General features: G+C 57.1%; 22 protein-coding genes, 1 pseudogene and 1 other annotated feature. Of the genes and pseudogenes, 3 read left to right on the top strand and 20 right to left on the bottom strand.

The features are described from left to right. Positions 1-70: 70 nt before the first annotated feature. The 6 genes from HU143_RS00180 to ibpA all read right to left on the bottom strand — a co-directional run bounded on the left by HU143_RS00180 (position 71) and on the right by ibpA (position 4,542). Positions 71-601 (bottom strand): radical SAM protein, encoded by a 531-nt coding sequence (locus tag HU143_RS00180; protein ID WP_000147832.1) that lies wholly within the window; start codon positions 599-601, stop codon positions 71-73. After that, positions 598-960, bottom strand: coding sequence for a DUF202 domain-containing protein (locus tag HU143_RS00175; protein WP_001113454.1), 363 nt, complete (start codon positions 958-960; stop codon positions 598-600). Before HU143_RS00175 ends, HU143_RS00180 begins: the two co-directional genes overlap by 4 nt. After that, the gene (locus tag HU143_RS00170) at positions 950-1,297 is read right to left on the bottom strand and encodes a YidH family protein (protein WP_000703964.1); all 348 of its coding nucleotides are present in this window, start codon (positions 1,295-1,297) and stop codon (positions 950-952) included. Before HU143_RS00170 ends, HU143_RS00175 begins: the two co-directional genes overlap by 11 nt. A gap of 443 nt (positions 1,298-1,740) precedes the next feature. Beyond that, on the bottom strand, positions 1,741-3,402 hold the full coding sequence (locus HU143_RS00165) for a putative transporter (protein ID WP_001279790.1): 1,662 nt from the start codon (positions 3,400-3,402) through the stop codon (positions 1,741-1,743). A gap of 188 nt (positions 3,403-3,590) precedes the next feature. Continuing rightward, positions 3,591-4,019 carry a small heat shock chaperone IbpB gene (gene ibpB / locus HU143_RS00160; RefSeq protein ID WP_001246919.1) on the bottom strand — a complete coding sequence of 143 codons (429 nt, stop codon included), beginning with the start codon at positions 4,017-4,019 and terminating at the stop codon, positions 3,591-3,593. A gap of 109 nt (positions 4,020-4,128) precedes the next feature. Continuing rightward, on the bottom strand, positions 4,129-4,542 hold the full coding sequence (gene ibpA, locus HU143_RS00155; RefSeq protein WP_001532742.1) for a small heat shock chaperone IbpA: 414 nt from the start codon (positions 4,540-4,542) through the stop codon (positions 4,129-4,131). Beyond that, positions 4,536-4,609, bottom strand: a sequence feature (ROSE (Repression Of Heat Shock gene Expression) occurs in the 5'-region of heat shock genes and acts as an RNA thermometer to modulate expression.). Its footprint overlaps the gene before it by 7 nt. Before the next feature lie 242 nt (positions 4,610-4,851). Here ibpA and HU143_RS00150 point away from each other — a divergent pair. After that, positions 4,852-5,184 carry a YceK/YidQ family lipoprotein gene (locus HU143_RS00150; protein ID WP_001675643.1) on the top strand — a complete coding sequence of 111 codons (333 nt, stop codon included), beginning with the start codon at positions 4,852-4,854 and terminating at the stop codon, positions 5,182-5,184. Between the two features lies 1 nt (position 5,185). Here HU143_RS00150 and HU143_RS00145 read toward each other — a convergent pair whose 3' ends face one another. The 13 genes and pseudogenes from HU143_RS00145 to torC form a co-directional block, all read right to left on the bottom strand. Continuing rightward, positions 5,186-6,412 carry a DUF3748 domain-containing protein gene (locus HU143_RS00145; protein WP_000809950.1) on the bottom strand — a complete coding sequence of 409 codons (1,227 nt, stop codon included), beginning with the start codon at positions 6,410-6,412 and terminating at the stop codon, positions 5,186-5,188. A 121-nt stretch (positions 6,413-6,533) separates the two neighbouring features. Then, positions 6,534-7,577: a cytochrome c-type biogenesis protein CcmH gene (locus HU143_RS00140; protein WP_064441632.1), complete on the bottom strand. Its 1,044-nt coding sequence runs from the start codon at positions 7,575-7,577 to the stop codon at positions 6,534-6,536. Next, a complete protein-coding gene (gene dsbE, locus HU143_RS00135; protein WP_000828293.1) occupies positions 7,574-8,131 on the bottom strand; it encodes a thiol:disulfide interchange protein DsbE in 558 nt (185 codons plus the stop codon). Before dsbE ends, HU143_RS00140 begins: the two co-directional genes overlap by 4 nt. Further along, positions 8,128-10,061, bottom strand: a pseudogene (locus tag HU143_RS00130) (heme lyase CcmF/NrfE family subunit). Before HU143_RS00130 ends, dsbE begins: the two are co-directional and overlap by 4 nt. Next, the gene (gene ccmE / locus HU143_RS00125; RefSeq protein ID WP_001053607.1) at positions 10,058-10,537 is read right to left on the bottom strand and encodes a cytochrome c maturation protein CcmE; all 480 of its coding nucleotides are present in this window, start codon (positions 10,535-10,537) and stop codon (positions 10,058-10,060) included. Before ccmE ends, HU143_RS00130 begins: the two are co-directional and overlap by 4 nt. Beyond that, on the bottom strand, positions 10,534-10,746 hold the full coding sequence (gene ccmD / locus HU143_RS00120; RefSeq protein WP_000074110.1) for a heme exporter protein CcmD: 213 nt from the start codon (positions 10,744-10,746) through the stop codon (positions 10,534-10,536). The genes ccmE and ccmD overlap by 4 nt, the downstream gene beginning before the upstream one ends. Further along, positions 10,743-11,480, bottom strand: coding sequence for a heme ABC transporter permease (locus HU143_RS00115; RefSeq protein WP_000266003.1), 738 nt, complete (start codon positions 11,478-11,480; stop codon positions 10,743-10,745). Before HU143_RS00115 ends, ccmD begins: the two co-directional genes overlap by 4 nt. A 50-nt stretch (positions 11,481-11,530) precedes the next feature. After that, positions 11,531-12,190: a heme exporter protein CcmB gene (gene ccmB / locus HU143_RS00110; RefSeq protein WP_023226629.1), complete on the bottom strand. Its 660-nt coding sequence runs from the start codon at positions 12,188-12,190 to the stop codon at positions 11,531-11,533. Next, complete coding sequence (ccmA, locus tag HU143_RS00105) at positions 12,187-12,804, bottom strand: cytochrome c biogenesis heme-transporting ATPase CcmA (protein WP_064441833.1); 618 nt, start codon at positions 12,802-12,804, stop codon at positions 12,187-12,189. Before ccmA ends, ccmB begins: the two co-directional genes overlap by 4 nt. 5 nt (positions 12,805-12,809) lie before the next feature. Continuing rightward, a complete protein-coding gene (locus tag HU143_RS00100) occupies positions 12,810-14,210 on the bottom strand; it encodes a cytochrome-c peroxidase (RefSeq protein WP_000724469.1) in 1,401 nt (466 codons plus the stop codon). Between the two features lie 189 nt (positions 14,211-14,399). Further along, the gene (gene torD / locus HU143_RS00095; protein ID WP_000595415.1) at positions 14,400-15,032 is read right to left on the bottom strand and encodes a molecular chaperone TorD; all 633 of its coding nucleotides are present in this window, start codon (positions 15,030-15,032) and stop codon (positions 14,400-14,402) included. Continuing rightward, positions 15,025-17,577, bottom strand: a complete 2,553-nt coding sequence (gene torA / locus HU143_RS00090; RefSeq protein WP_023227707.1) for a trimethylamine-N-oxide reductase TorA — start codon at positions 17,575-17,577, stop codon at positions 15,025-15,027. Before torA ends, torD begins: the two co-directional genes overlap by 8 nt. Beyond that, entirely contained in the window at positions 17,567-18,751 is a 1,185-nt protein-coding gene (gene torC / locus HU143_RS00085) for a pentaheme c-type cytochrome TorC (RefSeq protein ID WP_001230254.1), read from the bottom strand. Before torC ends, torA begins: the two co-directional genes overlap by 11 nt. Before the next feature lie 129 nt (positions 18,752-18,880). Here torC and torR point away from each other — a divergent pair, with 129 nt between their 5' ends. Continuing rightward, complete coding sequence (gene torR / locus HU143_RS00080; RefSeq protein WP_001562512.1) at positions 18,881-19,573, top strand: two-component system response regulator TorR; 693 nt, start codon at positions 18,881-18,883, stop codon at positions 19,571-19,573. Here torR and torT read toward each other — a convergent pair. Continuing rightward, the gene (torT, locus tag HU143_RS00075) at positions 19,546-20,586 is read right to left on the bottom strand and encodes a TMAO reductase system periplasmic protein TorT (protein ID WP_001202046.1); all 1,041 of its coding nucleotides are present in this window, start codon (positions 20,584-20,586) and stop codon (positions 19,546-19,548) included. The genes torR and torT overlap by 28 nt on opposite strands. Before the next feature lie 79 nt (positions 20,587-20,665). Between torT and torS the strand changes: the two genes are divergently transcribed. Beyond that, positions 20,666-23,401 carry a TMAO reductase system sensor histidine kinase/response regulator TorS gene (torS, locus tag HU143_RS00070; RefSeq protein WP_023227708.1) on the top strand — a complete coding sequence of 912 codons (2,736 nt, stop codon included), beginning with the start codon at positions 20,666-20,668 and terminating at the stop codon, positions 23,399-23,401. Positions 23,402-23,421: the final 20 nt, after the last annotated feature.

The following is a 23,421-nucleotide window of genomic DNA, read 5'->3' as shown; positions in this document are numbered from 1 at the left end:
TGCCGGAAAGACGGCAGCGCCATCCGGCACGCCATCGCCTGATGGCGCTACGCTTATCAGGCCTGTAACGTTAACGCAGCATCGCCATCAACTCCTCCGGCGAGCGATGCTGCTTCAGTAAATCCCGCATCACCCGCATATGCGGCGAGGAGTAGTTAAAAAAGGTCTGGTAGCCCTCGCAAAGCTGATTTTTCCCCTGGCTATCCCGATGCTCAGGGCATCCGCCGCCGCAAAATCGTAATAAAGAGCACTTCTGACATTCAGCGCTTAGCGGCACCTTGTCCGGCGCTTCAGCGCCATTCCTGCCGCCGCACCACTGCTGTAGCGTCTCATCAAAAAGGCGAACCGAGATACGCTGAATATCTTCACGTACCCAAATATCAAATACGCTATTTAAAAACCGCCCCCAGTCTGCTGAACACAATGAATCCTCGGTCAACATTCCGTTCCGGTCATGTTCCAACAATGGGATAAAATGGACATTGCGAATGCCGAGCCGTTGTAAGTTACGATACAGTTGCTGAGGGCGCTGGCTATTCTGGCGATTTACGACGACCTGAATCTGGTCATCACTCACGACAATGTCCTGACGTCCTGTCATATAAAATTCCCGATAAATGCAATAAGTTGGCGAATATGGGTAACAGCAAACAGGATTGCGAGCGACAACACCGCGAGGGAGATCAAAAATTTGTCACGCACGACATGAGTTTCGGAAAAATCGCTATGCGCGACATCCATCAAATTACGACTCAGGGTATAACGCCAAAGAATCACCGCCACTATCGCCAGAACGCTGATTGACACCCAGAACAAGAACCCCGCCTGATGCCAGTGGTGCCTGACGGCTAACGCCATTAACGCCCCGTATCCCAGCAGCGTGCGAAACCAGGCCAGCGACGTACGCTCCGGTTGCAGTCCCGGATCGTTCTGCCGACGGGCTTTACGACTATCCGGCATACAGTACCAGCCCCATCACTATCACCGCGACAATCATCAAAATAACGCTGATGATCAACAGGCTATGGGTATAGGGCAAATCCTCTTTCAGGCGCATCGCTTTTTCATTACGTAACCAGCGTAGATAGCCATAAATCGCCAGGCCGCCCGCAAACAGACACAACAATAGCGCCAGCAGTTCACGGATCACCGGCGTGGCAAAATCCGGGGCGAGCTGATCAAGACCGACGCCTGCCGCCAGAAATCCCAGCGAGGTGCGAATCCACGCCAGAAAGGTGCGCTCATTTGCCAGTGAGAAGCGATAATCCGGCGCTTCTCCGAGGCGGGAAATCTTCATGACGACTCCTTTTACGTTCTTATGTATTCCCGTTCGTTTTCAGAATACCACTCACGTTGTTGCTGATATGCTTCACATTATCCCGCAGCAAGGGAATCTTATTGCAAAATAACTGTAGTTCACTGGTGACGTGTTTCGGCGCAACCGCGCTCATTCCCGCTATTTTTCATTTCAGTTGCGACCTTTTTCAACGCCACCGCCAGGAAAGGCATTATTGCCGAATTAAAAGCTGAAAAACCACCCGTCGCGACGAAAAAAAAGGCGATGAAGATTGATAACTAACTGAAAAAAATTGGAATTATGCTCGTTGCCATTACGCTGATTAGCGCGTTCATTGAGGAAGAAGATAAGAAGAAGAGCAGAAGTGTGGCCGGTGCGGCGCGCGTTATCCAGCCTGGATTTAACACAGTGCATAGGCCGGATAAGCAACGCGCCATCAGGCGCTAACCCATTCCCCAAAAAATCACCGCCAGCAGTTGTGGCGTGATAATACGCAGGAACATCACTAACGGATAGACGGTCGCGTAAGAGAGCGCCGCCGCGCCGCTGGTGGCATGAAGATTGTTGGCAAATGCCAGCGCTGGCGGATCGGTCATCGAACCGGCCAGCATCCCGCACAGCGTCAGGTAGTTCATTTTGGCAAAAATTCGCGCCAGCAAACCGACGGTAATCAGCGGAATAGCGGTGATGAAAATACCGTAGCCAATCCAGCTTAATCCTTCGCCCTGTGTCAGCGTATCGACAAAATCGCCGCCGGATTTCAGCCCAACGACCGCCAGAAACAAAACGATGCCTAATTCACGCAGCGCGAGGTTGGCGCTCGGCGGCATAAACCAGTACAGCTTACCGATGCTGCCGATACGCCCCAAAATTAGCGCCATGATCAGCGGCCCGCCAGCCAGCCCCAGTTTTAGCGCGACCGGGAATCCCGGCACAAACAACGGGATTGACCCAAGCAGAACCCCTAATCCGATGCCGATAAACACCGGCAGCATCTGCACCTGCTGGAGTTTTTGCTGCGCGTTGCCGACCACATTGGCTACCGCATCAATCGAGGCAGGACGCCCCACCAGATTGAGAATGTCGCCAAACTGCAGGCTGGCGTCGCTGCTGGCGACCAGCTCAACGCCCGCGCGGTTAAGGCGGGAGATAACCACGTCATAACGCTCTTTAAAGTGCAAATCGCGGATACGTTTGCCGAGCACTTTTTCGTTGGTGACGACCACACGCGCGACACGTAAATCCGTGCCGCGCGTCGACAACGAGGTGTCCACTTCCTTACCGATCACCAGTTGCGCGTTATGCAGGTCGGTAGATTGGCCGACGAGGTGCAGCAGGTCGCCTGCCTGGATAATCGTCCCCGGCGACGGCACCATCAGCGTGTCGTCGCGTTTCAGGCGTGAGCAAATGATTTTATCGCTGTTCAGGATCGGCACATCCTGGATAGCCATATTATTGAGGTTCGGATTCTCGACACGGATATTCATTGTCTGAATTAATGAATGACCGTTAGCGAGAGAGGATTCGTGCTTCTGCGCCTCCGCCTCGACGTTAACGCGAAAAATCAGCCGCATCAGCCACATGGTGAGCAAAATACCGCAGATGCCAAACGGATACGCCATCGCATAGCTCATCCCCATCTGATCCACCAGATCCACTGGCGTTCCCAGATCGCGCAGGATTTGCTGACCCGCCCCTAACGCAGGCGTATTGGTGACTGCGCCGGAGAAAATCCCCAGCACCACTGGCAGCGGAATAGCGAAAATTTTATGCAGAATCGCGGTGACCAACCCGCCCATAATCACAATCAGAACAGCAAACAGATTGAGACGCAGCCCGGAAACGCGCAGCGAGGCGAAAAACCCCGGCCCCACCTGTATGCCGATGGTATAAACAAAAAGGATCAGGCCGAATTCCTGGATAAAGTGCAGCATATCGCCGCTCAGCGTCACCCCAGCCTGATCGACGAAGTGGCCGACGATAATACCGCCGAACAACACACCGCCAATACCAAAGCCGACACCGCGCACTTTAATGTTGCCGATCCATAAACCGACAACCGCCACCAACGCCAGAACGCTGACCGTCAATGCGATATCACTCATCTTTTCTTCCCTGTGAGTAACATTTCAATTTATAGGGATTATGACTGAACCGTTAAGGCATATATACAGCATGGCGCACATTCTCATGTTACAAAACCGCCCAGACGTCCTGACTTCGGCAGCGTCTTACCCTTTTTCGTGGCACAAAAAAGCCCCGCCATCTCTGGCGGGGCAAGGCAAGGAGCTTATTAGCTATTTAATGCGGAGCGTTCGTTAATGGCGATACGCTGCGGCGCAATGGTTTCCGGCTCGTTACGGGTTAAATCAATATGCAGCAGGCCGTTGGTAAACGTCGCGCCGGAAACTTCCATATTCTCAGCCAGCGTAAAGCTCAGGCTAAAAGGCTGCATGACCAGGCCCTGATGTAACCATTTGGGCTCGTTTTCCGGCTGTTCCGGCGTACCTTTCACCGTCAGGCGCGTGCCTTCCAGTTGAATATCCAGATCTTCCTGACGGAAACCGGCTAACGCTAAGGTAATGCGATAATGGTTATCGTCGCTTTTTTCGATGTTATAGGGCGGGAAGCTCTGGCTTTCGCCGCTGTTTTGCAGCGCATTGGCCAGCTTGTCAAAACCGATCCATTGACGCAGCAGTGGGGATAAATCGTAGTTACGCATAATCATTTCTCCTTCTAAGAAGCGAGTTTTTACCTTCACACTTTACGTGCGAATATGCTCCCTGACGGCGAGCATGGGATGACAGGCCGCGCAACGCGACCCGACGGAATCAGTTAATTTCGATACGGCGCGGTTTGTTCGCTTCCGGAATCACGCGCTCCAGTTCGATATACAGCAGCCCGTTGACCAGGTTTGCGCCGCGAACGTGAATGTTCTCCGCTAACTGGAACTTACGTTCAAAGTTACGCTCGGCAATGCCCTGATACAGGTAAGTACGTTCTTTCTGCTCGTCCGCATGAGCGCCTTTTACCACCAGTAAATTATCCTGGGCAGTAATCTCCAGTTCGCTTTCCGCGAAACCGGCAACGGCAATGGCGATGCGGTAGTGGTTTTCGTCTACCAGCTCAACGTTGTACGGAGGGTAGCCGCCATTACTTTGGCTTTGGTTATTTTCAAGCAGGTTAAACAGACGATCAAAACCAATGGCAGAACGGTACAGCGGGGATAAATCAAAGTTACGCATAATCATAAACTCCTGAAATCAGCGAGAATGTCAGACCTTCCATCATGGACAGGCCAGGATTGCCAGAACACCCATCAGGCGTGCCCTTCTATTCACTACGTCTTATAAATGGGTCTGAATACGTACTTTTCAAGTATTTTAATCCGACTTTTTTTTGCAGTTTATTGGCTATTGCATAGACTGGTTGGGACAGCACTGATTGTTAAAGTGCGATTACCGCCACAGTGCCACGTACTGGTGATGTTATTTTTAGCAACGGATCGCTATAACTCATCATGCAAATAACGACAACCAACAGATGAATGAGTGATGATAAAAAACGTGTGGTTAACGCTGATAATATGGAATGGGATGCTTTTATTAGGCGGTTGTTCAAGCGTCATGTCGCACACCGGCGGTAAAGAGGGTACTTATCCTGGCACGCGCGCCAGCGCTACGATGATCGGTAACGATGAGACAAACTGGGGCACCAAATCGTTGGCCATCCTGGATATGCCGTTTACCGCCGTGATGGATACGATCCTTCTGCCGTGGGACATCTTCCGCAAAGACAGTTCGGTAAGATCGCGCGTCGAGAAAAGCGAGGAGGAGACGAAAATGACCAATGCCGTCATCCCCCCGGCGAAGATGCCTCCTCCCTGATTTATCGCCCGGTTTCCGTCACCCATAGCTGACGGAACCCTTTCACCTCTTCCATCCATGCGACGTGTCGCCCATCCGGTGAAAAAACGACGGCGTCCGCAGACGGCGGGTTGTCGTGCCTGGCGGTTAAGAAGTCGATCCTCCCACTTTGTGCGTCGCAGCAGGCAATCCGATTTTCCAGCACCAGTCCCAGCCATTTACCCGACGGATGCCAGTTAAACGCTGACTGTACGCCGGTCGCATGATGCGTTAACTGCCGGGGCTCGCCTCCCTGCGGCGATATCAGCCACAGTTGCGCTACGCCGTTATCGTCCCGCATCAAAAAGGCGATCGCCGTCGCCTGCGGATTACTGCGGACCCAGTGGCGTGGTTCGTTAGTGAGCCCAGGGTAAACACGCTGGTGAGTAAAGGTAAGACGCCGCTGAACTACGCCCAACGGCGGCGATGGCATCGTTGATTCGGTTCCCGTCAGCGGCGTGTCGCCTGCCTGTTTCCAGCCGTTTTCATGACACGGTAAATCGACAATAAACAGCTCCGGGACTTTTTTGCCCGTCAGCGACAGCGTATCGCCAATAAAGGCAATCTGGCGGTTGCCCACCCAGCCCTCTTCATAGGCGCGGTTAATGTCATCGCTGCCAGGTCTCGGCGCAGGCGTCGTGCGGCTAACCAGTACGCACCAGTGGCTACCGCTGTATTCGCGCGGATGCTGAACCGGCACCGTAACCGGCCCATACGGCGCGGCCACGCCGACATTGCGCAGATCCAGCGCCGGATCTCGCTCATGCAGAACGTGGTCATTATAGGTAAAACTCACCAGCTCGCCGTTCGGGCTAAACACATGGACGTGACTGCCGCCGCGCAGCGCGCCGGGAGTATACGGCGCAGTAATATCCATCGCATCGAGGTTAGTCACACCCTCCGACGTTGCAATAACGCCCCGACGGTGGTGGAAATCGTAATGCCACGTCTCATCAGGGTTTTCAGGGCCATGAATAAACACATAGTGATTGTCGGCAGGATGCACCGTCACCACACCGACATGCGCGCCCTGCACGGCGCGATAAATCACCTCCACGTCGCCGGTATGCACATTGACACGCTCAATAGTCTTGCCCGTAAATGACGCGCCTGAAGGCCGCACATCAAAGACCAGCCACTGGCTGTCAGGTGTCCAGGTATTGGTGTTGGTAAGCTGGTGATGGCGCGGCGTAAAGGTGATTTGTTTCATGGGATGTCCTGATAAGAGACGATGCTCGTCATCATACTGCACACGGGCTTCACTTTCAGGCTTTAGCGTATCGTTGGGATAGCCAGGCCCGATGGCGCCACGCCACCGGGCCGTCAGGGTCTTATTTCTCCTGCGCCAGCCGGATACTGCGCTCTATCACCGCCCGCCGGGCGTCACCCGCCGGCAGCAGCTTCAGCATCATCTCCCAGGCCGCCACCGCCTCGCCAAAGCGCTGCTGCTCAAAGGCGTTAAACGCATACAGGCTTAACACCCGGATATCCGTGTGGTCGCGGCTCACCAGCCGGCGCAGCAGCTCCCCGCCGCGGCGGTTATCCTCCGGGTCGGACGAGCGCGTCAGCGCCTCCGCGTAGCCCAGCGCCGCATCGCGGTTTTCCGGGTCCAGACGGTAGGCGTTCGCATACGCCCCGGTGGCGGTACCGGCATTATCCAGTACCATACCGGTGCGCCCCAGCATGAGCCAGCCCTCAACATTGCCGGCATCATTCTGCAGGCGGGTGCGCAGCCCCAGCGCCAGCCGCGCCATCTCCTCCTCATTCAGCGGCTGCGCCTGCGGATCCAGCGCCCGCGCCAGCAGCCCGGGCGTCTGCGCCGTTGCCTGCTGCCAGGCCCTCACCTGCGGATAGCCACCGGTCAGGGCGTAGCTGCCGGCGCCGACCGCCAGCGCAATGACGGCCCCCGGCACGTAAACGCCCCACCCGGCGCGCGCGCCGCAAACCGGGGTGTCCGCCGGCAGCGGCTCCCGGCGCAGGCGCACCCGCCGGCGCGTCCGGGCGACGATTATCCACCCGCCCGCCACGATGGCGGCCAGCGGCAGCACCCACAGCAGCACCGTCAGCGGGGTCAGCGGCGGGTCGTAGGTGACGAAGTTGCCGTAGCGCGCCACCATGTAATCGATGATTTCCTGGCGGCTCTTCCCCTCCTGCATCAGGTCATACACCCTGCGGCGCATGTCGGTGGCTATCATCGCGTTCGAGTCCGCAATGCTGTTGTTCTGGCATTTCGGGCAGCGCAGCTGCTCCGTGAGCTGGCGGAACTGCTGCTCCTGCGCTTCATCTTTAAACGGCATCACGTCGGTGGTCGCCCGCGCTGACCCGGAGATAACCAGCACCAGCATCAGCATCACCATGCCCGGTAACAGTCTCATTGCGCCGCCTCCCGGCTGTATCTGTCCCACAGCGGTTTCAGTTCACTTTCCCATACCCGGGCATTCAAATCGCCCGCATGGCGGTAGCGGATAATCCCCCTGCCGTCGATGAGGAAGGTTTCCGGCGCGCCGTACACGCCCAGGTCCAGCCCCAGCATCCCGTCGCTGTCCGATAAACTCAGCGCATACGGGTTGCCCAGTTCTTTTAACCAGGCCACCGCCTTCGCCCGGTCGTCCTTATAGTTCAGCCCGACCACCCGGATACCCTGCGCAGAAAGCTGGTTCAGGTACTGATGTTCGGCGCGGCAGGTCGGGCACCAGGTGGCCCAGACGTTAAGCAGCACCGGTTTCCCCTGCGTCAGCACCTCCGCCTCATAGTACTGACCCGGTGTCTCCAGCGATTCCAGGCGGAACGCCGGCACCGGCTTCCCGGTCAGCGCCGATTCGAGATTCGTCGGGTCATCCCCCTGCGCGTTGCGCGCCAGCTGCCACAGCAGCGCCGCGGCAATCAGCAGAAAAATCAGCAGCGGTAATAACAGTACGTTGCGTTTCATCCGGCCTCCGGCAATGGTTTACGGCGGCGGTAGCGCGGGTCCGCCAGGCACAGCAGCCCGCCCAGCGCCATCAGCAGCCCCCCCGGCCCATATCCAGCGGACAAACGGTTTGTAGTACAGGCGCACGGCCCACGCGCCGTTGTCCAGCTCCTCCCCGAGCGCGGCGTACAGGTCGCGGGTCAGCCCGCCGTCAATCGCCGCCTCGGTCATCACCATCCGGCTGGTGTTGTAGAGCCGTTTCTCCGCGTGCAGCACCGCCTCCGGCTCGCCGTGGCGCGTCACCCCGATGAGGGCCACCCCGCCGCGGTAGTTGGGCCCGGTGATGTCCCGCACCTCCCGGAAGGTGAAGCGGTAGTCGTGAATGGTCACGCTGTCGCCCGCCCGCATCCGCACGTCACGCTCCACGCTGTAATTCTGGCTGAAGGCGATGCCGGTAATCGTCACCGCCAGCCCGAGGTGCGCCGCCACCATTCCCCAGTAGCTGAGAGAGGTTTTCGTGCCGCGGGACACGCGCTGTACGGCTTCGGCCACCGCCAGCACCGCAATCCAGCAGGCCATCGCCATCCCCACCGCCGTCATGGCGATGATTCTATCTTCCAGCAGCCATGGCAAAAGTACCGACAGCACCAGGGTGGAGACCAGGGCGGTGAGCAGCAGTTTCCTGATGTTACGCGGCCGGTCCCGGCCCCAGCGCACCAGCGGCCCCACCCCCAGCAGCAGGGCAAAGGGGACCATCAGCCAGGTGAACATGGTGTTAAAGAACGGCTCCCCCACCGAAATGCTGCCCAGCCCCAGCTGTTTGTGCACCAGCGGCAGCAGGGTGCCCAGCAGCACCACCAGCATGGCGGCCATCAGCAGGACGTTGTTGCCGAGCAGCAGCGACTCGCGCGACCACAGCGCGTTGTTCACCCGCGAACGCACCCTGTGCCCGCGCACGGCGAACAGCAGCAGCGAGCCGCCGGTGACCAGCACCATAAAGGCGAGGATAAACATTCCGCGCGCCGGGTCGGAGGCGAAGGCGTGCACCGACACCAGCACCCCGGAGCGCACCAGGAAGGTGCCCAGCAGGCACAGCGAGAAGGCGCAGATGGACAGCAGCAGCGTCCACGCCTTGAAGCCGGCGCGCTGTTCGGTGACCGCCAGCGAGTGCAGCAGGGCGGTACCCGCCAGCCACGGCATAAAGGAGGCGTTCTCCACCGGGTCCCAGAACCACCAGCCGCCCCAGCCCAGCTCGTAGTAGGCCCACGCCGAGCCGAGCACGATGCCCAGCGTCAGGAACACCCACGCCGCCAGCGTCCACGGGCGGGCAAAACGGGTGAACGCGCTGTCCAGACGCCCGCTCAGCAGCGCGGCGATGGCGAAGGCGAAGGCCACCGAGAAGCCGACATAGCCCATGTACAGCAGCGGCGGGTGGAAAATCAGCCCCGGGTCCTGCAGCAGCGGGTTCAGGTCGCGCCCCTCCACCGGAAAGGCCGGCAGCGTGCGGGCGAACGGGCCGGAGGTGAACAAGATGAACGCCAGAAAACCGGCGCAGACCATCCCCATCACCGCCAGCACCCGGGCGACGATATCCGCCGGCACCCGCCGGCTGAACACCGCCACCGCCAGGGTCCAGCCGCTCATCAGCAGCACCCACAGCAGCAGCGAGCCCTCGTGCGCCCCCCCAGGTGGCGGCCACCCGGTACCACACCGGCAGCTGCGTGTTCGAGTTGCCGGCGACATAGGCCACGGTGAAGTCGTTAACCACAAAGGCGTGCACCAGCACGAAAAACGCGCCCGCCACGCAGATGAACAGCAGCCAGGCGAACACCCCGGCCGACGCCATCATCCGCGCGTCGCCGCGCGCCACGCCCCACTGCGGGTAAACGGACAGCAGCAGCGCCACGCCGAGCGCCAGGCACAGCAGCGCGTGGCCGTATTCAGGCATCATGATGAGGTGTCCTTATCAGCGCGTTGCGGGCGGCGGTGGTTTTCCTGCATCGCCTTTTCCACTTCCGGCGGGGTGTAGTTCTCGTCATGTTTGGCCAGCACCTCGTGCGCCAGGACGTGGTTGCCCTTCTCCAGGGTGCCCTGCACCACCACCCCCTGCCCCTCGCGGAACAGGTCCGGCAGTATCCCCTCATAGCTCACCGTCACCGACCCTTCGGCGTCGTAGAGGCTGAAGTTCACCTTCAGCGAGTCCGGGTCGCGCCTGACGCTGCCGGGCATCACCATCCCGCCGACGCGCAGGCGCTGGCCCACCGCCGGCAGCTGCTGCGTCTCGCGCTTGCCGTAGAGGATTTCGCCGGGGGTATAGAACAGGTCGATATTCGCGCGCAGCGCGTACAGGACCAGGGCGGTAGTCAGCGCCAGGCCCGCCAGCACCGCGCAGACCACCCATAGCCGGTTTTTACGTCGCAGGTTCACGCGGCCTCCTGTTGCGCCTGTGCGGCACGCATCCGCGCCTCGCGCGCCCGCTGCTGCGCCACGCCGCGCAGAATGGCCCGGCGCTGCAGCACCGTGTGCAGCGCCAGCAGCGCCAGCGGCGCCACGGTCATCGCCACCGCCAGCCAGACAAAAAAGGCGTACCCGCCCATGGCGAAAAAATCGCTCCACGATGAAAATGCCGGACTCACCGGTGCCCCCTTTTCAGTATCAGTTCGCTCACCCACGGGCGGCGTTTTTCCATCAGTAAAATCAGGTTGCGCATCCGCATCAGCGACAGCGTCATAAAGAGCAGCAGGAAGCCGGCGATGGCCCAGCGCAGCGGCGAGCGCATCGCCGGGTCGATACTCTGCTGCATCCGCGTCGAGCCCTGGTGCAGGGTGTTCCACCACTCGACGGAATAGTGGATAACCGGCAGGTTCACCACGCCGACCAGCACCAGAATGCCCGCCGCGCGCCCGGCCATTTTACGGTCGTCAAAGGCGTGCCACAGGGCGATGACCCCGGCGTAGAGAAACAGCAGCACCAGCTCCGAGGTCAGGCGCGCGTCCCACACCCACCAGGTGCCCCACATCGGTTTGCCCCACGCCGCGCCGGTGACCAGCGCGATGAAGGTGTACACCGCCCCCACCGGCGCCATCGCCGCGACGGCAAGGCTGGCCATTTTCATCTGCCAGACCAGCCCGGTGAACGCCGCCACCGCCATCGCCGCATAGATACCCATCGACCAGATGGCCGCCGGGACATGCAGGTACATAATGCGGTAGCTCTCCCCCTGCTGGTAGTCCGCCGGGGCGAAACCAAAGCCCCGGACCCAGCCGGTGGCCAGCGCGATGATGCCGGCCGCCGCCAGCCACGGCACAAGCCTGCCGCAAATCTGATACAGCCGTGGCGGCGCCGCCAGCTGATGAAGGGTTTTCCACATAGTCGTCACCTGACCTCCTGAAACCATAAAATGTCCGTCGTGCCGGGGCGCTACTGCACGCTGATGCGCAGCGCCGCCGCGGTGGCGAACGGGCTTAACGTCGCGCTGCCCGCCAGCAGCGCTCCCAGCACCGCCAGATAGCCGTCAGCGGGTAAATGCATCGATGCCGCGTCCATCGCCGCGGCGGCGAAAATCAGCACCGGGACACTCAGCGGCAGCACCAGAATGCCCAGCAGGACGCCGCCGCGCCGCAGCCCGGCCGTCAGCGCAACGCCCGGCGCGGCGAGAAACCCCAGCGCCGGCGTGCCGAGCAGCAGCGTCAGCGCCATGATTTTCCAGCCGTACACGTCCATCCCCAGCAGCAGCGCCACCAGCGGGGAGAGCATAATCAGCGGCAGGCCGGTCACCGCCCAGTGGGCCAGCACCTTCGCCAGCACCACCGCCGGCAGCGGCACCGGCAGCAGCATCAGCTGCTCCAGGCTGCCGTCCTGCAGGTCGTCGCGAAACAGCCGCTCCAGCGCCAGCAGCGAGGCCAGCAGCGCCGCCACCTGGATGATGCCCGGCGCGATACGCGCCAGCAGCTGCGGCTGCGGCCCGACGCTTAACGGAAACAGGGTGATGACCATCAGGAAGAACCACAGCGGGCCGGCGATGTCCGCGCCGTGGCGGAACGCCACGCGCAGTTCGAGACAGAAGACACGCCACATCACAGCCCTGCCCCCCCGCCGGTCAGCGCCAGGCGGCGGACGGTGTCCGCGGCCCCCGGCAGCGGCTGGTGGGTGGTGAGAATGACCATCCCGCCCTGCGCCGTGTGCGCCGCCATCCGCCGGGTGAGGCGCGCCACGCCGTTAACGTCAATGGCGGTGAACGGCTCGTCGAGCACCCACAGCGCGGCGCGGGTCAGCCACAGGCGGGCCAGCGCCACCCGGCGCTGCTGCCCGGCCGAGAGCCGGGCGACCGGCACGTCCTCAAATCCCGCCAGCCCGGCCTGCGCCAGCGCCTCCGGGAGACGCGCGCCGTCGCCGGGGTGGAAAAAGTGCAGGTTCTCCCGCGCCGTCAGGCGGGTTTTGATCCCCGGCTGGTGCCCTATCCACAGCAGGCTGCGATGGAAGCTGTCGCGCACGCGGCGCAGGGGTTCGCCCTGCCAGTACACCTCCCCGCCGTCCGGGCGCGCCAGCCCGGTCAGCAGGCGCAGCAGGGTGGTTTTTCCGGCGCCGTTGCCGCCGGTGACCTGCACCCACTCCCCGGCGTCCACGGTGAACGACAGCCCGCGAAACAGCGTCCTCTCGTCCCGCTCGCAGTGCAGATCTCTGGCTTCAAGCATCATTGTCATTGCGCATATTCAGGTTGATATGGCGTATAAACACCGGTCAGGCTTTCCAGGAAGGCGACGATATCGTCAATATCGTTTTGCGGCAGATCGGTGCCAACCTGATAACGCAGCATCAGTTTTACCGCGCCATCCAGCGTCGGTACGTCGCCCCGATGGAAATAAGGCGCTGTTAACGCGACGTTGCGTAAGCCTGGGACTTTTTGCCGTAATTTATCGCGAACCTCTTTGGTGACGTTCATACGACCAATATCCGCTGCGGTAATTTCGCCAAAATTAAAGTCTCGCTTTAATCCCAATGGCTCAAAAGAGCGCCCGCCTAAAATGATACCGCCGTGACAGGTTGCACATTTATTCTCTTTAAATAATTGATAACCGTGTTTCTGTTGCGCGGTCAGCGCATTTTCATCTCCACGTAGCCATTTATCAAAGGCGGAATCCGGCGTTATCAACGTTTTTTCGAATTCGGCGATCGCATCAGTAATATTTTCCCCGGTAAATCCTTGCGGATAAACCGCCTGGAAATCTTTTTTCAGGACAGGATCTTTATCAAGCTTGCTAATAATTTCATCCCAGGATTTAGAAGCCATTTCAATAGGATTTAACGGCGGTCCGCCTGCTTGCTCCTGCAGGGTTGCAGCACGGCCATCCCAAAATTGTTCGATATTAAATACGGAGTTGAATACCGTTGGCGCATTTATTGGCCCTACCGCGCCGCCAACGCCAATTGAGGTTTTTCTGCCATCGACACCGCCCGCATTTAACGCGTGACAATGCGCACAGGATATTGTGCTGTCGCCGGATAAACGTTCATCATGATAAAGACGGAAACCTAAGTCGACTTTTTTCGCATCGACGGGAATATTGCGCGGAATAGGCTGAACGGGTTCATTCCGGTGCGCGGCGTCGGTATCGGCGCTGGCATAGTTGCGCTCACGCTGATCGGCTATCCAGTTCAGGATGTCAGTACGCTCTTTATCGCTGACGCCCCCCGCCCAGTGCAGCGCGACATAGCGGGTTGGCGGCATAGTCTGATGTTGCATAACCCATTCAATTTTATTCAGTTCGCTTTGCGGCACCGGCGTATCCGCAATCAGGGCGGCCCGTACCGCCTCCAGGTTAAACGACTTGTAACCGAGCTGGATATCGTAATCCATTAGCTGCTTTGCCACCGGAAAAGAGGAATAAAAAGGCAATTCAGCGGAAGGCGTATGACAATAATCACATCCTTTCTCCCTGAAATAACCCAGTATTTTATTATTTTCACCCACAACCGAGGCCTGCACATCGCTTTTTTTACTGCGCTGTTTGTCGTAATACCATACATACCCGGACAAACCTAAATAACATAACAGCCCAACGGTGATAACCGTTGTCGCATAGAGGGTAATTTTTTTCATATCACTATCCTTATGGGGTATTGCGGCATGATTAATTAAATTTTATTTTTTTACTCATGAGGCCCGTCAATACTAAATACAAACCCATAGTGGATATTGATTGGTATCAATAATTACAATTGGCTAAACCTATAGATATGATAACCCCCGACTATCGTAAGATTTATTTTGCGATGTCCGTCACAGGGTTTATTCAGCAGCAACAATGGATAAATCCTCTTTTCCGTCATCAAAACGAACGATAGCCAACAATAATTGACTTAACGCAGCATAAAAACCATAGGGATCATGCTTAAGGCAATTATTTGTAAATTCCGGAAGCCACTCCAGTAATGACGATAATGTTTTCTGGCGTAATTTATTCATTCTCCGTTGTTGGAACGATTCACCCAATGAAAAATGTAAATGGCTGAGTAATTCCAGATAAATCGCCAGGTGGTCGGCCGGCTCTTTAAAATCGTCGTTGACTTCCATCCCGGCTTCAAGCAATAAATGTTTAATCATGCCGGGTTCCTGCTGCGGGTATTGCGAGGCGTAGGGCAAGGCCGATTTTTTATCCGTCATCAGGAACAATCCGCAAAAATCCGCGGCCAGCTCCAGCTGCGCATCCTGGCGCAGGCTAAGCGCGGCAATTTTTTGTTCGAGTAACGCCACCGACGCCGCCAGCGCGGGCTGACGCTTTAACAGCGCCAGCCAGTCCGCGATCTCCGCGGACTGTAATTGTATTAACCCTTCATCATCCACTTCCCGGAAAAAGAGTAACGCCAGCCATGCATATACGCAGGCGTACTGTTCCTGAGCAAGCGCTGGCTGCTTAATCATGCGGATTCCCCTGCGATGCGGGTACATATTCACACTGCGCGACCATCTCGACCGGACCGTTAAACGCCGTGACGTTATCCATAGGGCCGGTATATTTTTCAATTTCCACCAGCGTCGTATGCGCGCTGGTCGCCTGCGCGAGCTGCGATGTACCGATATCCAGCGTTAATACGTTAGGGTTGCCGTACTTACATAACGCGTTGATGTCGCCGCCTTTATCAGGATCGTACCAGGCACCTTCATGAATTCGCGCCACGCCCGGCGCATAGCGATCGGAAACTACCGCCCCTGCCAGTACCTGTCCGCGTGCATTGAATACCCGCACGATGTCACCGTTGCGGATCCCGCGCGCGCTGGCATCCTGTGGGTTAATAAAGACCGGCTCCTTGCCGCCAACGGTATATTGCTGACGCAGCGTTTCCGACTCGCACAGTTGGGAGTGCAGACGGAAATCAGGGTGGACGGATTGTAAGTGCAACGGCCAGCGCTTCGATCCCGGCCCGCCATGCGAGCGTTCGATTTTTTCGAACCACATGGGATGGCCCTGACAATCGTCGTATTGCATGTCGGCGATCGTTTTGGAATAAATCTCGATCAAACCGCTTGGCGTGCCCAACGGCTCCAGGTCCGGATCTTCACGGAAAGCCTGATGGCGCACAAACATCTGCGGATGATCAAACTCGATGTACTCCTGTTGATTCCAGAACACCTCGAAAGTCGGTAAGTGGATACCGCGACCTTTTCCCTGCTGGCTCCCTTCCTGCCAGATGCGTTTCAGCCAGCCCATTTCATCAAGGCCTTCCGTAAATGCCGCTTCACGGTTAAAGCGTCGGCAGAGATCGCGGAAAATATCAAAGTCGTTACGCGCTTCAAACTGCGGCGACACCACCTGTTTCATGGCGATAATGCCGCGGTTAGAGTGGTTGCCGAATTGATCGAGGTCGTTACGCTCAAATTGGGTGGTAGCCGGCAAAACGATATCCGCAAAGCGGCAGGTCGACGTCCACTGGTTATCAATAGCGATGACCGTTTCCAGCTTGCGCCACCCTTCAATTATGCGGTTAATTTGTTGGTGTCGGTGGAACGGGTTAGTCCCGGCGAATACGCACATCTTCAGCGGCGGTAATTTAACCGATTTGCCGTTCCAGTTAATGACCTTGCCCGGTTCAAGGATGGCATCCATAAAACGCGCAATAGGAATGGTGCTGCTGTAGCCTTTGTAATCCGTGCTGTCGTGCACTGGCGGAACGGTCGTCGAACCGGAAAAGCCGCTTAAAATGATCCCTTTACGGCCAGGCGTCCCGGCGCCGTTGTAGTGCCAGCCAAAACCAAAGCCGCCGCCCGGTAAACCAATCTGTCCCAGCATTGCCGCCAGCACGACGACCATCCATGACCACTGTTCGCCATGCTGCATACGTTGCACGCACCAGCCAGCGATGATTTGCGTTCTGTCGCCCGCCATCTGCCGCGCCAACGCGCGGATGGTGTCGGCATCAATACCGCACAGTTTTTCCGCCCAGGCGGCATCTTTGGGCTGTCCATCTTTCTCGCCCAGCAAATAGGGGAGGAACTGGTCAAAACCGACGCAATAGTTATCGAGGAAATTTTTATCGTACAGTTTCTCGCTGTACAGGGTATGCGCCAGCGCCAGTTGTAACGGGACATCCGTCTGCGGGTTAATAGCGATATGTTTGACCTTATCGCGCCCCAGATAATCGTGCGTGGAGGTGACGACCGGGTCGATGCTGATGACCGAGATAGCGCCGCTGGCAACTTTCTCTTTTAATTGTTCATAGTACTGATAGACATCGTGATCCGGGCACCACCAGTTTGCCTGCTGGTTTTTCACCATATCAGAACCCCATAGCACAATCGTTTTACTGTTCTGTAAAACCAGAGGCCATGACGTTTGCTGCTCGTACACTTCCATTGAACCCACCACGCGCGGCAGAATCACCTGCGCCGCGCCGGTCGAATAGTCCCCTCCCGTGCTGACGCTATTGCCATGTAGCGCAATCGCGCGCGCCAGCATCCCGGAGGCGTTATGGAACATGCCGGTAGATTGCCAGCCGCTCGCCGTTAGTAACGCGCTCGGCCCGTAGGTTTTTTGCACCCGCTCCAGTTCCTGATAGAACAGATCCAGCGCTTCATCCCAGGAGACGCGCACAAAACGATTATCGCCGCGCTGCGAGGTGTCGCTTTGATGACCTTTGCGCATCCAGTCGACACGCACCATCGGATAACGGATACGCGCCGCGTTGTGGACGTGATCGGGCAGACCGGCGATCATTTTGGACGGGTATTTATCCTGTTCAAACGGTTTTGCCGCCACAAATCGACCGTCAACCACCGTGGCGCGAATCGCCCCCCAGTGAGAACCGGTAAGGATACCCTCTTTCGTCGCGGCGCCTGGCGCAACGGCATCCGCTGCGCGGGCGCTACGGGGCGTCAGCAGTGACGGCCCCAGCATTCCTGCCACCGTCAAACCGCCAAGCTGCGCCAGAAAACGTCGACGAGAGACGTGTAACGAGTCCTTATTTTTCATTGTGTTCTCCCTTATCGCTGTGCGGCGTGTTGGTGGTATCAGACGCATTCATCTGGAGATATTTCAACAAGGTACGTTCTTCACGCTTATCCAGACTGGTGAAACCGATCATGCCGTTGAGCGTGCCGATCCAGCCGTTAGCGTCAAAGTGCGCTTTGTCCGGCGCGCCGTGACACTGATTACAGGTGCCGTTATAGAGGGAGTCGGCATAGGCCCAAATCGGTTTAATGTCATTTACCATGTCGCCTTTTTGCATCCACGCAGTTGCCTGTAATTTGCTCCACTGAGTATTGGTCGCCGCGACGGTGGTCTCTTCCAGCGTTTTCACATGCTGTTGCACATCGCCGCGAATCGAGGCGACAAAAATACGTTTACCGGGCAACTGCGTCAGCACGCGCTGGCGACCGTCCGTCTCCGTCCAGCCTTCGATTTGCACTTGCAGCCAGTCACCGTCCCGTTTAAGGACTTTCACTTCAGAAGCAGGTAACAGCGAACCTGCCGGTTCTTTATCGCCTTTAGCGGCGTAAATCGGCTTGATATCCAGCGAATAGAGCGTATCGCCGTCATTATGCGTACTGGCGCTGGCGCGCAGTTCATCAAACTGTTTGCGGAAACCGCTGCTCATATCCGGTAGCTGGTGGGCAATCCCTTTATGACAGTCGATGCAGGATTGATTTTCTTTCGCGGCGATTTTCATTTGCCGCGCCGCTTCCGGGTTCTGTTTCGCGTGATCCATCGCATCGTAGTTATGGCAGGAACGACAGGTCGCGGAGTTATTCTCTTTCATGCGCGCCCATTCTCGCTCGGCAAGCTCGGCGCGTTTGGCTTCAAATTTTTCCGGGGTATCAATCGAGTGGGCGATAAATGTCTGGTAAAGATCGTTGCTGGCTTCCAGCTTACGTTTCACCATGCCTGGAATATCAGGGGGGATATGGCAATCGTGGCATTCCGCGCGCACGCCGGAAGCGTTCTGGAAATGTACGGACTGTTTATATTCCTGATACACCGGCTGCATACTATGGCAGCTGACGCAAAACTCTGTCGTACTGGTCAGTTTGATACCGACGTGAGGTAACACGATCAGCGCAACGCCGATCACAATCCCGACAATGACCAGCGCCAGTATCGACCAACGGGCGCTTGGCCTGAGTAGCGCTCTCCAGAGTTTTCGCATAATAGCCCCTGTAATTATATGGTTTAATGCGCAGATCTTATTCCGCAAATATGAACAGCGTCACTGGTCAGGATGAACGGGATACGGCAATATATGAACAGATATGAACAGAAAGAGACCGCGCGCAGGATGTCACATCACATTGTTATTGTTGAGGATGAACCTGTTACTCAGGCCAGATTACAGGCCTATTTTGAGCAGGAGGGGTATCGTGTCTCGGTGACCGACAGCGGCGCGGGCCTGCGCGACATCATGGAGCATGAGCACGTTTCGCTGATCCTGCTGGATATCAACCTCCCCGATGAAAACGGGTTGATGCTGACCAGGGCGCTACGCGAACGCTCCACGGTGGGCATTATTCTGGTGACGGGGCGTTGCGACCAAATCGACCGCATCGTCGGGCTGGAGATGGGCGCGGACGATTACGTCACCAAGCCGCTGGAACTGCGCGAACTGGTAGTGCGGGTGAAAAACCTTTTGTGGCGCATCGATCTGGCCCGCCCCACGCCGCAAAATGCCAGTGAAAACTGCTATATGTTTTCCGGTTACTGCCTGAACGTGATGAATCATACGCTGGAGCACAATGGTGAAGCCATTAAGCTTACGCGCGCGGAGTACGAGCTACTGCTGGCCTTTGTGACCAACCCAGGCAAAGTGCTGCATCGCGAACGTCTGCTGCGAATGCTTTCCGCCCGCCGCGTAGAGACTCCGGATCTCCGCACGATTGATGTCCTGGTTCGCCGCTTACGCCATAAAATTACGCCGGAACTGCTGGTCACACAGCATGGCGAAGGCTACTTTTTAGCCTCGGAGGTGTATTGATACAAATAGACGGGCCGAAATCCCGGAGGCGATAGCGAACGACGAACGCGCGCGCTGTCGGCGTTGTTATGCGTCAAAATAAGTACCGGCGGGCTGATATTTTCAGGCACCGGTTGCCCCTGTAAGACCTTAATCGACTGCGTTATCGCTAATTCTCCCTGCCAGGCCATCTGATCGCTGAGCGCCATCAGGATATGGCCGCGTTTTAAACCGCGATAAACCTGATGCGTCAGATAAAATGAGACGATCGTGAGCGGAGTCGTCAAATTTCGCCCTTCGCCCATCGCCGCCTCCGCCGCTATCGCCGACCCGGCGACCACATTGGCGTCCGGATGGCGTTCCAGCATTTCCTGGAGCAAGTTTCGCTGCACTTCAATGTCGTTATCGCCCCAGGCGATATCCACAATGTTGATGGCGCTGCCTTTAATTGCCTGACGAAAACCCGCCACCATCTCCTGACTGCCGCCGGCTTCTTCCGGCCCCGGGAAGAGTAAAACGTTAAGCGTTTTTCCTTTGCTCCACTGCACCAGGAAACGTCCCGGCAGATAACCCATCTGAAACCACGGCAGACCAATGCGGGTTGCGACGCTGGCATCGTGAATCATGTTCACCAGTTCAATAACCGGCACATTACCGGCATACCGTTCCAGTTCCGGGAAACGATCGGTACTGCTGCCAAGCAGAATAGCGTCGGCGCCCCACTCCCGGCACTGCGTCATTTGCTGTTGTTGCGTCGCCAGTTGCCGATAGCCATTCGCTTCCAGCACTTTTAAATCAACGCCATACAATTTGGCCGCTTTTTGCATCCCGTAGTTGACGGACAACCAGTAAGAATCTTTCAGGCTGGGGTATAATGCGCACAGTTTCCAGGGTTTACTCGCATTGACTGACGTTTGCCGCCAGGGAATCGCCCGATCGGCGCGCGTCCAGTGTAGCAACCCGGTTTCGGCTGACGCCGTTTCTACATTCGAGACGATGATTATCAAAAAAAAGAACGAAATAAGCGCGCGCATGATAGCCCCACCAGCAACAAGGTTTTATCCTAATGGTTTTTCCGGCGGCAACTCAACCCATTTCACCCGCGGCGCATAAATGTCAACGCCTTCACTGACCCGCAGATTATGGCTGGCCTTCGCCCTGATGGCGGCACTCACCCTGCTCAGCACCGTGATCGGCTGGATAAGCCTGCGCGTCATTAGTCAGGTGGAGCAAACCAATACGCAAGCGCTGCTCCCCACGATGAATATGGCCAGGCAGTTAAGCGAAGCCAGCGCTTACGAGCTCTTTTCCGCACAAAATCTGACCAATGCCGACAGCGAGGGCGTTTGGCTGGCGCAGGGGAAGATGCTGAAAGCGCAAAGCCTTAAAATTAACCATCTTTTGCAGGCATTAAGCGAGCAGGGGTTTAATACCTCGGCCATCGCCCGGCAAGAAAAAGAGATTGCGCAAACGCTTGGGCAGCAGGGAACGCTGGTCGGTGAAATTCTCACGCTGCGCGCACAGCAACAGCAGTTAAGCCGCCAGATTGCCGAGGCGGCGGAAAGCATTGCCGCCCAGGCTCACGGCCAGGCCAATAATGCAGCGACATCTGCGGGCGCCACCCAGGCCGGTATTTACGATCTTATCGAAAGCGGTAAAGGGGATCAGGCTGAACGCGCGCTTGACCGACTGATTGATATCGACCTTGAGTATGTGAATCAGATGAATGAGTTGCGGGTCAATGCCCTGCGGTTTAAGCAGCTCATTGTGACCTTAAAAGACGCGCAAGGGCTGAGCGATGCCGAGGAAACCGATGAAAAACTTAATCAGTTGGTTAAAATTTTATCCCGCCGCCAGCAGCGTATAGAAGATCCTACCGTTCGCGCCCAAATCGCCGACGCGCTGGGGAAAATAAACCAGTACACCACACTGGTTACCCTGTTTCGTAAGGAAAACGCCATCCGCGACCAGCTTCAAACGCTTATGGCCAATAACCTCTTTCAGTTTACCCGCTTCAGTACGGAAGTGTCGCAGTTGGTGAACGCCATCGAAAAACGAAACGAGGCTGGGTTAGCGCGTCTTACACACGCCAGTCAGCGTGGGCAAATAGGGTTAGTGATCTTAGGTATCCTGGCGCTGTGCTCATTAAGTTTTATTCTTTGGCGAGTGGTTTACCGTTCCGTATCCCGCCCGCTGGCGCAACAAACGCAGGCCTTACAGCGGCTACTGGAGGGCGATATTGACTCGCCGTTTCCGGAGGCGGCTGGCGTCAGCGAACTGGATACCATCAGCCGTCTGATGGAAGCGTTTCGCGCCAACGTGCGCAAATTGAACCGCCATCGTGAGGATTTGGCGGAACAAGTGCGATCGCAAACGGCGGAGCTTCATGCGCTGGTGCTGGAACACCGGCAGGCGCGCGCCGAAGCGGAAAAGGCCAACGAGGCGAAATCGACGTTCCTTGCCGCCATGAGCCATGAAATTCGCACGCCGCTTTACGGCATTCTCGGTACGGTACAATTGCTGGCCGATAAACCGCTCATGGCAAACTACCGCGACGATTTACAGGCCATTAATGATTCAGGCGAATCGCTACTGGCGATTCTTAACGATATTCTTGATTACTCGGCGATTGAAGTAGGCGGCACCAACGTTTCCATTAGCGAGGAACCGTTTGAACCGCGACAATTGTTGAATAGCGCGCTGCATTTAATGCACAGCCGCGTTCAGGTGGCGCTCATCACCGACTTTAGCGAGCAACTCCCCTCAACGCTACAAGGCGATCCGCGCCGGATACGTCAAATTGTGATTAATCTTTTAAGTAATGCGGCGAAATTTACCGATCGCGGCAGCATAGTGCTGCGCACGTTTTGCGACGATCAGAGCTGGTTTATTGAGGTTGAAGATACCGGATGCGGTATCCCTGAAGCGAAGCTGACGGCTATTTTCAAACCGTTTGTGCAGGCGACAGGACGCCGGGGCGGGACGGGCCTGGGGCTGGCTATCAGCGCCAGCCTGGCAGAAGCGATGGGCGGGACGCTAACCGTCACCAGTACGCTTCATGTTGGCAGTTGTTTTCGCTTACAACTGCCGGTTCGCCACCCCAAACCCGCAAGCAAAAATGCGTTCAGGGAACCGATAAATCTTAACGGACTACGCCTGTTGCTGATTGAAGATAATATGCTGACGCAGCGTATTACCGCTGAAATGCTCACGGGTAAAGGGGTGAAGGTCTCAGTAGCTGAAAGCGCGAATGACGCGCTACGCTGTTTAGCCGAAGGCGAGTCCTTTGATGTGGCGCTGGTGGATTTTGATTTACCGGATTATGACGGCTTAACCCTGGCGCAGCAGTTGATGAGCCTGTATCCCGCCATGAAACGCATTGGTTTTAGCGCGCATGTGATAGACGATAATCTTCGTCAGCGTACCGCCGGTCTTTTCTGCGGGATTATTCAAAAGCCCGTTCCCCGCGAGGAGCTTTACCGCATGATAGCGCACTATTTACAGGGCAAATCTCACAATGCGCGGGCGATGCTGAATGAACATCAACTTGCCGGCGATATGGCGTCTGTCGGCCCGGAAAAACTCCGGCAATGGGTCGCGTTATTCAAAGACAGCGCGCTGCCTTTAGTCGAGGAGATCGAGGCGGCGCGCGCCATGAATGACGACGTTAACATTAAGCGGCTGGCGCATAAATTAAAAAGCGGCTGCGCCAGCCTGGGGATGACGCAGGCAACCGAAGCCTGTCGGGAGCTGGAATTGCAACCGCTTAGCGATATAGATATTAAAACTATCGTGACGCAGGGAGTGACGGCGCTCGACGCATGGATAGCCGGTCATCCTTCGCCATAATGGCTTCCGGCTCGCCACGT

The sequence above is a fragment of the Salmonella sp. SJTUF14076 genome (assembly GCF_015534835.1).
Lineage (GTDB): Bacteria > Pseudomonadota > Gammaproteobacteria > Enterobacterales > Enterobacteriaceae > Salmonella > Salmonella enterica.
This window is presented reverse-complemented; position numbering and strand designations above follow the sequence as displayed.

Bases quoted from the DNA above. Each gene is read 5' to 3' on its own strand.
- ibpA (WP_001532742.1), bottom strand. From the start codon at position 4,542: ATGCGTAACTTTGATTTATCCCCGCTGTACCGTTCTGCCATTGGTTTT.
- HU143_RS00180 (WP_000147832.1), bottom strand. From the start codon at position 601: ATGACAGGACGTCAGGACATTGTCGTGAGTGATGACCAGATTCAGGTC.
- HU143_RS00145 (WP_000809950.1), bottom strand. From the start codon at position 6,412: ATGAAACAAATCACCTTTACGCCGCGCCATCACCAGCTTACCAACACC.
- torR (WP_001562512.1), top strand. From the start codon at position 18,881: ATGTCACATCACATTGTTATTGTTGAGGATGAACCTGTTACTCAGGCC.
- torT (WP_001202046.1), bottom strand. From the start codon at position 20,586: ATGCGCGCGCTTATTTCGTTCTTTTTTTTGATAATCATCGTCTCGAAT.
- ccmA (WP_064441833.1), bottom strand. From the start codon at position 12,804: ATGCTTGAAGCCAGAGATCTGCACTGCGAGCGGGACGAGAGGACGCTG.
- HU143_RS00165 (WP_001279790.1), bottom strand. From the start codon at position 3,402: ATGAGTGATATCGCATTGACGGTCAGCGTTCTGGCGTTGGTGGCGGTT.
- ibpB (WP_001246919.1), bottom strand. From the start codon at position 4,019: ATGCGTAACTACGATTTATCCCCACTGCTGCGTCAATGGATCGGTTTT.
- HU143_RS00140 (WP_064441632.1), bottom strand. From the start codon at position 7,577: ATGAGACTGTTACCGGGCATGGTGATGCTGATGCTGGTGCTGGTTATC.
- torC (WP_001230254.1), bottom strand. From the start codon at position 18,751: ATGCGAAAACTCTGGAGAGCGCTACTCAGGCCAAGCGCCCGTTGGTCG.
- torA (WP_023227707.1), bottom strand. From the start codon at position 17,577: ATGAAAAATAAGGACTCGTTACACGTCTCTCGTCGACGTTTTCTGGCG.
- torS (WP_023227708.1), top strand. From the start codon at position 20,666: ATGTCAACGCCTTCACTGACCCGCAGATTATGGCTGGCCTTCGCCCTG.
- HU143_RS00100 (WP_000724469.1), bottom strand. From the start codon at position 14,210: ATGAAAAAAATTACCCTCTATGCGACAACGGTTATCACCGTTGGGCTG.
- torD (WP_000595415.1), bottom strand. From the start codon at position 15,032: ATGATTAAGCAGCCAGCGCTTGCTCAGGAACAGTACGCCTGCGTATAT.
- HU143_RS00175 (WP_001113454.1), bottom strand. From the start codon at position 960: ATGCCGGATAGTCGTAAAGCCCGTCGGCAGAACGATCCGGGACTGCAA.
- HU143_RS00150 (WP_001675643.1), top strand. From the start codon at position 4,852: ATGATAAAAAACGTGTGGTTAACGCTGATAATATGGAATGGGATGCTT.
- dsbE (WP_000828293.1), bottom strand. From the start codon at position 8,131: ATGAAACGCAACGTACTGTTATTACCGCTGCTGATTTTTCTGCTGATT.
- HU143_RS00115 (WP_000266003.1), bottom strand. From the start codon at position 11,480: ATGTGGAAAACCCTTCATCAGCTGGCGGCGCCGCCACGGCTGTATCAG.
- HU143_RS00170 (WP_000703964.1), bottom strand. From the start codon at position 1,297: ATGAAGATTTCCCGCCTCGGAGAAGCGCCGGATTATCGCTTCTCACTG.